9 protein-coding genes and 1 pseudogene are annotated in these 12,156 nt (G+C 57.8%); 7 read left to right on the top strand and 3 right to left on the bottom strand.

Annotated features, from left to right (window positions below; all coding sequences use genetic code 11):
• Positions 1-93 precede the first annotated feature (93 nt).
• On the top strand, positions 94-570 hold the full coding sequence (locus CWM66_RS00970; RefSeq protein ID WP_233218345.1) for a hypothetical protein: 477 nt from the start codon (positions 94-96) through the stop codon (positions 568-570).
• Positions 571-642: 72 nt separating this feature from the next.
• Here CWM66_RS00970 and CWM66_RS00965 read toward each other — a convergent pair whose 3' ends face one another.
• Positions 643-1,533: a LysR family transcriptional regulator gene (locus CWM66_RS00965; protein ID WP_007374987.1), complete on the bottom strand. Its 891-nt coding sequence runs from the start codon at positions 1,531-1,533 to the stop codon at positions 643-645.
• 97 nt (positions 1,534-1,630) lie between these two features.
• Here CWM66_RS00965 and CWM66_RS00960 point away from each other — a divergent pair, with 97 nt between their 5' ends.
• Complete coding sequence (locus CWM66_RS00960) at positions 1,631-2,455, top strand: SDR family oxidoreductase (protein ID WP_007374988.1); 825 nt, start codon at positions 1,631-1,633, stop codon at positions 2,453-2,455.
• Between the two features lies 1 nt (position 2,456).
• On the opposite strand, the gene CWM66_RS00955 is transcribed toward CWM66_RS00960, so the two are convergent.
• The gene (locus CWM66_RS00955) at positions 2,457-3,401 is read right to left on the bottom strand and encodes a zinc-dependent alcohol dehydrogenase family protein (protein ID WP_007374989.1); all 945 of its coding nucleotides are present in this window, start codon (positions 3,399-3,401) and stop codon (positions 2,457-2,459) included.
• A 44-nt stretch (positions 3,402-3,445) separates the two neighbouring features.
• Here CWM66_RS00955 and bla point away from each other — a divergent pair, with 44 nt between their 5' ends.
• The 5 genes and pseudogenes from bla to glgX all read left to right on the top strand — a co-directional run bounded on the left by bla (position 3,446) and on the right by glgX (position 10,943).
• The gene (gene bla / locus CWM66_RS00950; RefSeq protein ID WP_007374990.1) at positions 3,446-4,315 is read left to right on the top strand and encodes a class A beta-lactamase; all 870 of its coding nucleotides are present in this window, start codon (positions 3,446-3,448) and stop codon (positions 4,313-4,315) included.
• A 17-nt stretch (positions 4,316-4,332) separates the two neighbouring features.
• A pseudogene (locus CWM66_RS00945) lies at positions 4,333-4,416 on the top strand (formate dehydrogenase cytochrome b556 subunit); the annotation flags it as partial.
• Positions 4,417-4,533: 117 nt separating this feature from the next.
• The gene (gene treZ / locus CWM66_RS00940) at positions 4,534-6,315 is read left to right on the top strand and encodes a malto-oligosyltrehalose trehalohydrolase (RefSeq protein ID WP_035885746.1); all 1,782 of its coding nucleotides are present in this window, start codon (positions 4,534-4,536) and stop codon (positions 6,313-6,315) included.
• Positions 6,312-8,822, top strand: coding sequence for a malto-oligosyltrehalose synthase (gene treY, locus CWM66_RS00935; RefSeq protein WP_035885745.1), 2,511 nt, complete (start codon positions 6,312-6,314; stop codon positions 8,820-8,822). Before treZ ends, treY begins: the two co-directional genes overlap by 4 nt.
• Positions 8,823-8,876: 54 nt before the next feature.
• Complete coding sequence (glgX, locus tag CWM66_RS00930; protein ID WP_007374993.1) at positions 8,877-10,943, top strand: glycogen debranching protein GlgX; 2,067 nt, start codon at positions 8,877-8,879, stop codon at positions 10,941-10,943.
• 42 nt (positions 10,944-10,985) lie between these two features.
• On the opposite strand, the gene tehA is transcribed toward glgX, so the two are convergent.
• Positions 10,986-11,939 carry a dicarboxylate transporter/tellurite-resistance protein TehA gene (gene tehA / locus CWM66_RS00925; protein WP_079517943.1) on the bottom strand — a complete coding sequence of 318 codons (954 nt, stop codon included), beginning with the start codon at positions 11,937-11,939 and terminating at the stop codon, positions 10,986-10,988.
• Positions 11,940-12,156 lie beyond the last annotated feature (217 nt).

Genomic DNA, 12,156 nt, shown 5'->3' with positions numbered 1-12,156 from the left:
TTTTGCTCCCCATTGCTAGTATTTGCTCAGAATATACTTAAGGTTGCAGATCTGGTTGCAACGCCTTTAACAATGGAATGTACCGAGGTTTATATGTATTTGATTGAGTTAAATGATGACGACCTGGAGAGCATTATTTCAGATTCGGAGTACTTTACCGCCAGCGAAGACGAGTATTTTACTGCCGATGAAAACAATGCTGAATCAATGACGAGTTTTTCGCATTCAGTATATACAGCGCCGTCATCTTCGCGACAATCCTCATTATCCGGCTCTGTTAAATATTACCGAAAACATGTCAGTAAATCAGATACAATCAGTGAAATTAAAAAATGGATAGTTGATGAAACAGAGCCAAGGAACAAATACCGTCTCAACAAGCATATTCACGTTGAGCCGCTGTACATGAAAAACTATTATATGTGGCGACGGCTTATTCGTGCCGGAAACCATCCGCGAGATGCCGCTAAATTGATGGGCAGTAAATTTTGTTATAAACAGGTCAAACAGAAAAAAAGTATCCAGCTCTTCAGTATCCGCTTAAGTGACGAAGACCGTGTTTTTTTATGATTCAGGAAAAAGAGCGGATTGTGAAAATACTCAATATTGGTGGACACTCCTTCGGTTAATTCAAAAAAGCGATTACGCCACGGCACGTATTGCGGCTATAAACGCCCTGAGCGTCGCCGGAACGTGCCGGTGGCTGGCGTAGTAAAGGCACAACCCCGCAATCGGCGGGCACCACGCTTCAAGAACCTGCACCGCCAGCCCGTCGTTGAGCGCCTGGCGGGCATACGGTTCCGGCACATAGGCGATGCCCAGCCCCAGCACGACCGCTTCCACCATCAGCGCACTGTTGTCCAGACACAGCGTGCCGGGCACATTCAGCGTTAGCGGCTTATCGTCGCGCATAAATTCCCAACGATAGCGTTTGCCGCCCGGCAGACGCTGCGCGATGCAGCGGTGCTGCAATAACGCTTCCGGCGTTTGCGGCGTTCCTGCCTGTTCAAGGTAACCGGGCGCAGCAATGGTGATAAAGCGGATGTCGCCGCCAAACGGCACGGCAATCATGTCGCGCGGCACCGCTTCCGCCAGCCGGACTCCGGCGTCGAAACCGGCGGCAACGATATCCACCAGACGGCCATCGGTGACCAGATCCAGCTCCACCTGCGGATGCGCGCGTAAAAAATCCCTCACCACATGCTGTAACAGCCAGCGCGCGCCACCTTCATTGGCGTTGATGCGCAGCGTACCGTGCAGCTCCTGCGGCTGAAAACGGGTGCTGTCGAGCACATCGTCCAGCGCATTCAGCAACGGATCGAGCCGTTGCAGAAAAGCCGCGCCTTGCTGGGTAAGCGACACGCTGCGGGTCGTGCGGTGCAACAAGCGGACGCCCAGCCGGGTTTCCAGCGCGCGCATGGCATGGCTGAGCGCCGAGCGTGAAACGCCCAGCTCGCCCGCTGCCTGCTGAAAACTCTGCAAACGGGCCACAAGGAGAAACGCTTTCAAATCGCTAAGGCTGACATTTTTCATTGTTGAATTTTTTGCACCACTTCATGTCGATTGGTGAGTCTTATTCTAGCACTGACGACGGGGTAGGCTACAGATTCACTCACTTCAGGAGGTCACTATGTTGACATGGCTGATTACCGGCGCGTCTTCCGGGCTGGGTTTATCGATGACGCAAAAATTACTGGCGCGCGGAGACCGCGTTGTGGCCTGCGTTCGTCGTGCTGATGCGCTGAGCGATCTTCAGGCGCAGTATGGCGGGCAGTTGCATCTTTGCCGTTTTGACATGACAGATACCGCCGCGATGCGCGGGGAAATCGAGCGCGCCTTCAGCACGCTCGGCAGAATTGAACGGGTGGTGAGCAATGCCGGTTACGGGTTGTTTGGCGCGGCGGAAGAGGTCAGCGATGCGCAGATCGAACGGCAAATCGCCACCAATCTGACCGGCTCAATTCAGCTGGTGCGCGCGGTGCTGCCGTGGCTGCGGGCGCAGGGCGGCGGGCGAATTGTGCAGGTTTCATCAGAAGGCGGGCAGGTGGCCTATCCCAATTTCAGCCTCTATCACGCCAGTAAATGGGGCATTGAAGGGTTTCTTGAGTCGCTGGCGCAGGAGGTTAAACCTTTTGCGATTGATGTGGTGATTGCCGAACCCGGCCCGACGCAAACCGGTTTTGGCGGTGGCCTCGATCATGCCCGGCCGCTGGCGATTTATGATGCCACACCCGCAGGCGATGTGCGGCGCGGCATTGCCAACGGTGATTTCGCCATTACCGGCGATGCGGATCGTACGGTAGAGGCGATTATCGCCGTCGCCGACCAGCAAAACCCGCCGCTGCGGGTGCCGCTCGGCAGTATTGCTTACGATCATTTAGTGGCGACGCTGGGCGCACGGCTGCGTGAAATTGAAGGCCAGCGTGCGCTGGCGTACTCCGCAGATCGCACATAAATCAGCGCATCGACAACAGCGGTTTCGTTATCCGGCCCGGCTGGTGATAAAACGCGATTGCCTGTTGCCAGTCGGCAAACGGGAACAGCGTGACATCAGCGGGCGGATTTTTGCGCAGCCGCGTCCAGATATCGCTAAACGTCTGCTGCCACGCGCTGGCGGAAAGCGAGTCGAGATGGTTACGGATGTGAAACCAGTGCACCACCGGCAGGCGGCGCTGGATGCCGAACGGTTGCCCGGAGAGCAGGCCGTAGCTGATAAACTGCGCGTCGGTCGGCAACGCCTGCAATAACAGCCCGGCCAAATCGCCGCCGGTGGCGTCATACACTACACCCGCTTTCGCCGCCGCCTGGCGAATGGCGGCGCTGTCCGTTTCAGAAAGCGGGATCACGCCGCCTGCGGCCAGCCTGCTGGCGTGAATGGCGGAGCGATAAATCCCGGTCACGCTTTTCGCTCCACTTTGTCTGGCCCACTGCGCGAGGTAGCCTGCGCATTCGGAACCGGCGGCGGTCACTATCACATGCTGGCCTTGCGGTGGGTAGTGCGTCAGCATCATCTGCGCGGCCAGTGGATTAATATACGCGCGGGCGGCAAGGGCATCGTCGATATCATCGGGAACCGGCACGGCCAGTTCCGCCGGGCAGTCAACATACTGCTGCCAGGTGCCCTGGCCGAGTAAGGGCAGCACGCGTTTTCCCTGTAAATGCGCGGTTTCTGGCGTGGTTTCGCTGACCACGCCGACGCCTTCATACCCGGCAATCGCGGGCAGGATAATGCGGTGGCTGTAGGCTCCGGTAATCGGGATCAGATCCGAGGCATTGACCGGCGCCAGTAACATTCTGACGCGAAGCATGCCCGGCGCGCAGGGCTGTAGCGGGGTGGTTTCGGCGTACAGCGTGGTTAAGGGTTCTCCGAACGCGCGGTAGCGTAATGCTGTATTATTCATCTCTTCATTCAATGTATCGCTTCGCATAGTCAGGGATTATATCTATGTTTTTCTCACCGAAATCAATTTGTTCTCTGCTGTTGGTTTGCTTGCCGTCGGTGCATGCCGCTGCCATGGACTCTGCCCGGCTGGCTGAGGTTGTACGTTTGCAGGAGCAGCAGCTTGGCGCGCGCATCGGCGTGGCCGTGGTGGATACCACCAGCGGCAAAACGGCGAGCTACCGTGGAGATGAGCGTTTTCCACTGAACAGCACTTACAAAGCGTTGCTGTGCGGCACATTACTCAGCAAGGTGGATAACGGCGAGCTGGCGCTGACGGACACCACGCAATTCCCGCGTTCGGCGCTGGTGGCGTACTCGCCGGTGACGGAGAAGTTTGTCGCCCCGGCACGCATCAACTGGCAGCAACTGTGCAGCGCGGCGGTCAGCTACAGCGACAACACGGCGGCGAATCTGCTGGCGCAAAAGCTCGGCGGCCCGGCGTCCATCACCCGTTATCTGCAAACGTTAGGTGACAGTGTCACGCGGCTGGACCGTTTTGAACCTGAACTGAACAGTGCGATACCTGGCGATTTACGCGATACCACTACGCCGCTGGCCGTCAGCCGCACGCTGCAAAAACTGACGCTGGGAACGGCATTGAAGCCCGGTTCACGCGCGCAGTTAATTCAGTGGATGCGTGAGGATAAGGTCGCCGATACGTTATTGCGTTCAACGCTGCCTGCCGGGTGGACCATTGCCGATAAAACCGGCGCCGGGGATTTTGGTTCGCGTTCTATTATCAGCGTGGTGTGGCCGGAAAATAACACTCCCCGTATCGTAGTTATTTATATAACAAACACAAAGGCAACGTTAAAACAGAGTAATGCGGCCATTGCCAGTCTCGGAAAAGCGATATTTTCCGCGATCAAATAATCCGCCGACAGCGGAATAAAGTGAGCCGTCGCTGGGCGAAGAAACATCACCCGCGCTGGTATCGCGAAGTAGAGGCCGCTGAGAGGAAACCACAGCCGTAATCCCGCCTGGCCGGAGGTAATCCGTTCTCCGGCCACACTCTCCCTGACCGCCGCTCCGCTGGCTTTTCCGAATATCGTCTATGATTGTTTCTCGTGACATCGTGGAGAGGAGAAGGCATGGAGTCGAAATCTTTTGCGAAAAGCTGGGGCGCCGACGACATCGGCGAAGGCACGGTGCGCTTCCGTTTGTGGGCAACAGGCCAGCAGAGTATCACGCTGCGGCTTCCTGCTAACGATATCGCGATGCAGTCAGTCGGCAAAGGCTGGTTTGAAACCACAGTTCCCGGTCTTGCGCCCGGAACACCTTATCAATATGTGCTGGAAGACGGCAGAGCCATCCCCGATCCCGCCTCGCGTGCGCAGCAGGGGGATGTGAATGGCCCGTCGCTGGTGATCGATCCCGCCCACTACCGCTGGCAACATGCGCACTGGCAGGGTCGCCGCTGGGAAGAGGCGGTTTACTACGAACTGCATATCGGCACCTTCACCCCACAGGGCACCTTTCAGGCGGCCATTGAAAAACTGCCGTACCTGGCGGAGCTGGGCATCACGGTGATTGAAGTGATGCCGGTTGCGCAGTTTGGCGGCGATCGCGGCTGGGGTTATGACGGCGTCTTGCTCTACGCGCCGCATGCGGCCTACGGTTCGCCGGATGATTTCAAAGCGTTTGTCGATGCCGCGCACGGCTATGGCCTTGCGGTGGTGCTCGATATTGTGCTCAACCACTTCGGCCCGGAAGGCAACTATCTGCCGCTGCTGTCGCCGGATTTTTTCCACCCGGAACGCGAAACGCCATGGGGCGCGGGCATTGCCTATGAAGTGGACGCCGTAAGGCGCTATATCGCGGAAGCGCCGCTCTACTGGCTGACAGAGTTTCACCTCGATGGGCTGCGCTTTGATGCCATCGATCAAATCGAGGACAGCGCAGAGCAGCATCTGCTGGTGGATATTGCCGAACGCATTCGTGCAGCAATCCCGGATCGCGCCGTGCACCTCACCACCGAAGATTGCCGCAACATTATTGCCCTGCATCCGCGCGGCAGCGCGGGCGAGATTCCGCTGTTTAGCGGCGAGTGGAACGACGATGTGCATAACGTCGCCCATGTGTTAGCCACCGGCGAAACGCACGCTTACTATCAGGATTTTGCCGATCACCCCGAGCAACTGCTGGCGCGGGCGCTGACGGAAGGGTTCGCTTATCAGGGCGAAGTCTCGCCGCAGAGCGGAGAAGCGCGCGGTGTTGACAGCCGCGGGCAGCCACCTACGGCGTTTGTCGATTTTATTCAGAACCACGATCAGGTCGGCAACCGAGCACAGGGCGAAAGGCTGCTGAGCCTGGCGGGAGCGGATCGCACCCGCGCGCTGCTGGCGATGCTGCTGCTGTCGCCGCATATTCCGCTGCTGTTTATGGGCGAAGAGTATGGCGAAACGCAGCCGTTCCTCTTTTTCACTGATTTCCATGGCGATCTGGCGCAGGCCGTGCGCGAAGGCCGGGCAAAGGAGTTCGCGGGCCATGCCGGACACGGCGAAACGGTGCCCGATCCGAATGACCCGACAACGTTTGCCCGCTCGAAGCTGAACTGGCAAACAGTGCACAGCGCCGAGGGCAAAGCGTGGCTGGCGCTGACAAAGCAACTGCTGGCGCTGCGTCAGCAGCATATTGTGCCGCTGCTGGCAAAAGCGGGCGGCCATCAGGGGGAGGTGCTGGCTACCGCGCCCGGTTTTCTCGCCGTCTGCTGGCGTTTCCCGCAGGGAACGCTCTCGCTGGCGCTGAATCTGGGCGACACGCCGCAGCCGCTGCCAGCGATGCCCGGTAACACACTGTTTGCCTTGCCGCAGGCGCAATCTGAATTAGCGCCGAATGCCATTATCGTTCGTCTTGCAGGGAGAGAAGCATGAGCACGCCCACCGCAACGTACCGTATCCAGTTTCGTAATGGCATGACCTTTGACCGGGCGATGGCCCGCATTCCCTATCTTAAACGGCTGGGGATCAGCCATCTTTACGCTTCGCCGATTTTTACCGCCACCCGCGGTTCGACACACGGCTACGACGTGACCGACGCCAACGAGATCGATCCGGCGCTGGGCGGTCGCGATGCGTTTATGCGCATGGCGGCGGCGCTGAAGGGCGCCGGGATGGGGTTAATTCTCGATATTGTGCCCAATCATATGGCCGCCTCGCTGGAAAACCCGTGGTGGCGCGATGTCATCGCACAAGGGCAGAGCAGCCGGTACGCGCGCCATTTCGATATTGACTGGTCGCGACCGCTGACATTGCCTTTCCTCGGCGACGATTTCGCCACGGTAGTGGAAAAGGGCGAACTTACCGTTCAGGCCGATCCACAAACTGGTCATCCCGTTTTTGTCTATTTCGACAATGTTTACCCGCTGGTGGCGGAAAGCTGGCAGGGGCGCGAAACAGAAGTGCTGGCGCTTCGTGACAGCCGCGATCTGATTGCGCTGCATGAGCTTCAGCCGTGGCGCTTAACCTGCTGGCGCACGGCGGCAAGCGATCTGTCGTACCGGCGATTTTTTGAGATAACCGGGCTGGTTGGTGTGCGGGTTGAAGATGAGGCGGTATTTGACGACAGCCATCGTCTGATTCTCGAACTGGTGAACAGCGGTGTTGTTGACGGTTTGCGCGTCGATCACGTTGACGGGTTGGCCGATCCGCTGGGATATCTGCGCCGTTTGCGCCAGAAAACCGGGCCGGAGTGCTATATCACGGTGGAAAAAATTCTCGGTAAAGGGGAGCAACTGCCCGCCGACTGGCCGGTTTCCGGTACGACCGGCTATGAGTTTATCGCCGCGCTGTCGGATGTGCTGGTGGACAATGAGCAGCTCGACGATTTGCGTAAAGCCTGGCATCAGGTGACGGGCAAAGCCGTCGATATGCACGCGGAGTTACGGGCCGCAAAGCGGTTAATGGTCGATCGCAATTTCGCTGGCGAGTTCAACACGCTGGTGCGGCTGGCGGTAGAGATTGGTCACGCTGAAATTCCGGTGCCGCAGGCCAAAGCGGTACGCCAGGCGCTGCGGGAATTGCTGATCGCTTTTCCGGTTTATCGTACCTATGGCACTGCGCAAGGCTTGATGCCCGCCGACGCTGAGCGGCTGGCGAAAGTGGTCGCCTGGGTCAGGGGGAGCGAACATGCGCCGGACCCGGCCGCACTGGATTTTATCACCCGCATCCTGCATGGCGACGTGGCAAAAAGCATGCTGCATCAGGCGGCCCATTTTCGTACCCGTTTCCAGCAACTGACCGGGCCGCTGATGGCGAAAGCGGTGGAGGATACGCTGTTCTTTCGCCAGAACATGGATCTGGCGCTCAATGAAGTGGGCGCAGAACCGTTGCCGCGCACCTTCTCATTGCAGCGTTTTCACCGCGAGATGCAGACGCGGCTGGAACAGCAGCCGGATGCGCTGTCAGCCACCTCCACGCACGATACCAAACGCGGAGAAGATGCCCGCGCCCGGCTCTATACGCTGACCGAAGCGCCGCAACAGTGGGCGGATTGCGTGACGCGCTGGCGTCATCTCAACCGCGAAAAAGTGGTGCTGCTCGACGATGGCCCGGCACCAAGACCGGCAGTGGCCTGGATGATCTATCAGGCGCTGGCGGGCGTCTGGCCAGCGACATTACAGGCGGATGATGCGCAGGGGTTACAGGCGCTGGAGTCGCGGTTTATTGAGTTTCTGGAGAAAGCGCTGCGCGAAGCGAAGCAGCGCACTGACTGGATCGAAACCAACGACGCTTATGAAAATGCAGTGCTCGATTATGCCCGCCATCTGCTTTCCCCGGAAAATCAGGCGTTCTTGCAGGATTTCACCGCCGCTTTACAACCGTTTATTCGCGCCGGGCTGGTCAACAGCCTGACACAGACCTTAATTAAACTGGCCGCGCCGGGCGTGCCGGATATCTACCAGGGCAGCGAGGCGCTGAACTTCAGCCTGGTCGACCCGGATAACCGGCTGGAGCCGGATTATGCGGAGCTGGAACGGCTGCTGAGCGATGAAGAGCAGGCCGATCCGCACTCGCAGGAGAGCTGGAACAGCGGGCAACTGAAACAGTTTTTTATCGCCCGGTTGTTGCAGTTACGCCAGCAGAAACCCCGGCTTTTTCAGCGCGGCGACTATCTGCCGCTGACCACCTCCGGCCCGCAGGCGGACAACATCATTGCTTTTGCCCGCCAGGATAACGACGCAGCGTTAATTGTGCTGGCGCCGCGCCTACTGTTTGGCGCGCTGGAGGGCAGCCTGAGCGGCGCGGTGGTGTCGCTGCCTGCGGGGCTGGCGAACCGTCGCTGGCGCGATCTTCTCAGCGGAGAAGAGTTCGCCCTGAGTGACAGCGTCCATCTGCGTTCTATTGGCGGCTACACATTCGCGGCGCTGGTGAGTGCGTAAAGCGGTATGCAGCATTGTGATATCAGGTAACACTGTTTAAACAGAGAGGGAACCATGTCTGATTTTTACATTACGGCAGGGCACGGCCAGCAACTGGGGGCAAATTTCGATGGCGAGGGGGTTAACTTCGCGCTTTTTTCGGCGCACGCCGAACGCGTAGAACTCTGTTTGTACGATGCCACTGGCAAGGAGGAGATCGCCAGGCTGACGCTACCGGAAAACACGCATGAGATCTGGCACGGTTATGTGCCCGGCCTGCAACCGGGCGCGCTGTATGGCTATCGCGTCTATGGCCCGTTCGATCCGGAAAATGGTCACCGTTTCAACCCGAATAAACTGCTGATTGATCCTTACGCGCGTGAGCTGGTCGGTAATATTGAGTGGAATGCGGCGCACTTTGCCTATGATCTCCACCATGAAGATAAAGATCTGACCTTCGACGAACAGGACAGCGCTCCCTTTACGCCAAAATGCCGGGTTATCGATACACAGGAATTTGACTGGCAGGATCAGAACCGCCCGACTATTGCCTGGCCGCGCACGGTGATCTACGAAACTCATGTCAAAGGCTTTACCCAGCTTAACCCGGCGCTGCCTGCGGAACTGCGCGGTACCTTTGAAGGTATGGGGCATAAGGCGACGGTTGATTATATCCGCAGCCTCGGCATTACCAGCGTTGAACTGCTGCCAGTGCACTGGTTCCCGGACGATCAGCATTTGCTGGATAAAGGGTTGCGCAATTTCTGGGGCTACAACACGCTCGGTTTCTTTGCGCCAGCGTCGCGCTATTACGGCCCGCGTGGTATTCAGGGTTTCCGCGAGATGGTGCGGGCGTTTCACGATGCCGGGATCGAAGTGATCCTCGATGTGGTTTATAACCATACGGCAGAAGGCAACGAGCTTGGCCCGACGCTCTCTTTCAAAGGTATCGATAACTTCTCTTACTACCGCACGTTGCCCGATCAACACCGTTACTACATCAACGATACCGGTACCGGCAATACGGTGAATACCTCGCATCCGCGTGTATTGCAGATGGTGATGGATTCCCTGCGTTACTGGGCGGAATCGATGCATATCGACGGTTTTCGTTTCGATCTTGGCACTATTCTCGGTCGCGAGCCGGAAGGGTTCGATCAGCGCGGCGGATTTTTCGATGCCATGACGCAGGACCCGGTATTGTCGAAGCTGAAACTGATCGGCGAGCCGTGGGATATCGGCCCTGGCGGTTATCAGGTCGGCGGTTTCCCGCCGGGATGGGCGGAGTGGAACGACAAATACCGCGATACGCTGCGCGAATACTGGAAGGGCGATAATGTCTCGACGGATTTCGCCGCGCGTCTGCTCGGCTCCGGTGATTTGTACGATCAGCGTGGTCGTCGCCCATGGGCAAGCGTCAACTTTATTACTGCGCATGATGGTTTCACGCTGCGTGATTTGGTGTCGTATAACGACAAACACAATGAGGCCAACGGCGAAGACAATAACGACGGGCATAACGACAACCGGTCATACAATTATGGCGCGGAAGGGCCAACGGACGATGAAGGCATTCTTGCGGTGCGCGCCCGCCAGCAGCGGAACTTCCTCACCACGCTGCTATTCTCGCACGGTACGCCAATGATCCTCGCGGGCGATGAGTTTGGCCGTACCCAGCAGGGGAATAACAATGGCTACTGCCAGGATAGCGAAATTTCCTGGATCCACTGGGATGAGATTCAGGGCGAGGGCGAGGCGCTGCGTGAATTTACCCGCCAGCTGATTGCGCTGCGCGCGTCACAGCCGCTGCTGCGGCGGGAAAACTGGCGCGACGGGATGGAGATTGCCTGGTTTAATGCCGGCGGTGGTTTCCAGCAACCGGAGCAGTGGGAAGAGGGAACGACGCTGGGCGTGCATATCGGACGCGCCGATTTGCAGGGCCAGGAAGGGATCTGGCACGACGTACTGATGCTCTTCAACCCGTTCGAAGGGACGGTGCCGTTTCGTATTCCGCAGTTTGGCGAAGGCGGCTGGGTGCTGGAGCTGTCAACCTCTGAGAAGGTCAAACCCGGTGTGGTGATCACGCGCGAGAAGGATTTTGAACTCGATGGCCGCAGCATTGTGCTGTTCCGACGGCCTTAAACCTCAGGGCGTCAGCTGCATAACCGGCTGACGCCCAACCGTTTAGCTTCGAACGAGCAGTTTTCCTTGCAGCAGCAGGGAAAACGTTTTGACAATCAGCAGACCAATTACCAGATTGGCGGCAATAAACAGCGGGAATGACATCCAGTAGAGTGCGCCGCCGGGCGCGGCATGTCCCAGCCGGATAGAGGTGGTGGCAAGCGACGCCACGCCGAAGGAGAAACTCCAGAACGACGGATTAAACGGCTGGGCGCTGTACCAGGGGATCAGGCGGATCATAAACAGCATTTGCAGCAGCCCGTAACCGAACAGCAGTTTCGCGAACACATCCACCTGGCCGCCGTTGACGCTGAGCCAGGCGCTACAGGCGACAAACGCGGGCGCCATCTGAATGCCGAGCGAGGTACGCACCGCAGGGGACATCTCATCCAGGTTGCGCAGGCGGCTGAGGATCGCCGGTTCAAGGCTCAGCCAGGAGAAGAGCCCGGCGCCGAGAAACAGCATCCCGACATCGTTAAAACCGAGCGCACCGCAGGCCATGGCGCTGATAAAGTTATTGGCGACGGTTGGCAGATAAAGCCCTGGCGTGGTGGCTTCTTTCGGATGGGTGCCGCGCCATAATCCGGCCGTTTGCCAGGCGGCATAGGCAAGCTGGCAGGCGACGGCGGGCAGAAAAAGCGCCAGTGCCAGCGAGTAGCACCAGGGCGTCAGACCGATCGCCACCAGCATGGAGGTGGCGGGCAGCAGGCTGACAAAACTGCTTTTTAATGGATGGGTAACCTCTTCAAGCAGCGTGCCGGAGTGGTGCAACAGGCGGGTGAAAAACGCCAGCGTCAGCAGTACCCAGATAACAATAGCCAGAATAATCAGCGTATTCGCAGGCCACAGTGTGACCGGCCAAAAAGTGGCGGCAAAGCGCCAGGAAAAGCCCAGCCCGATAATACCGAGCACAATGCCAAAATAACCGGCGGGAAGGTTGAGGTGTGAATTTTTCATCACCAGGCTCCTGAAAATACCACGCAATAAATTGCCGGGTATTGTATATGATATTTGAGATGCATGTTTTATTTATTTACCTGGCTCTGTGGATTAAATACGTCCATTGAGTGGTTATATTGTAATCTTTTATTCTTCGACTACTGTTATAGAGTAAATGATCGACTGTGCTTTTCTGTTATTTACAACAATCTCATAAACGATCTGGAGAATGCGG

This window comes from Kosakonia sp. H7A (assembly GCF_003028445.1).
GTDB classification, from domain to species: Bacteria; Pseudomonadota; Gammaproteobacteria; order Enterobacterales; family Enterobacteriaceae; genus Kosakonia; species Kosakonia radicincitans.
This window is presented reverse-complemented; position numbering and strand designations above follow the sequence as displayed.

Bases quoted from the DNA above. Each gene is read 5' to 3' on its own strand.
- CWM66_RS00970 (WP_233218345.1), top strand. From the start codon at position 94: ATGTATTTGATTGAGTTAAATGATGACGACCTGGAGAGCATTATTTCA.
- treY (WP_035885745.1), top strand. From the start codon at position 6,312: ATGAGCACGCCCACCGCAACGTACCGTATCCAGTTTCGTAATGGCATG.
- glgX (WP_007374993.1), top strand. From the start codon at position 8,877: ATGTCTGATTTTTACATTACGGCAGGGCACGGCCAGCAACTGGGGGCA.
- bla (WP_007374990.1), top strand. From the start codon at position 3,446: ATGTTTTTCTCACCGAAATCAATTTGTTCTCTGCTGTTGGTTTGCTTG.
- CWM66_RS00955 (WP_007374989.1), bottom strand. From the start codon at position 3,401: ATGAATAATACAGCATTACGCTACCGCGCGTTCGGAGAACCCTTAACC.
- CWM66_RS00960 (WP_007374988.1), top strand. From the start codon at position 1,631: ATGTTGACATGGCTGATTACCGGCGCGTCTTCCGGGCTGGGTTTATCG.
- tehA (WP_079517943.1), bottom strand. From the start codon at position 11,939: ATGAAAAATTCACACCTCAACCTTCCCGCCGGTTATTTTGGCATTGTG.
- CWM66_RS00965 (WP_007374987.1), bottom strand. From the start codon at position 1,533: ATGAAAAATGTCAGCCTTAGCGATTTGAAAGCGTTTCTCCTTGTGGCC.
- treZ (WP_035885746.1), top strand. From the start codon at position 4,534: ATGGAGTCGAAATCTTTTGCGAAAAGCTGGGGCGCCGACGACATCGGC.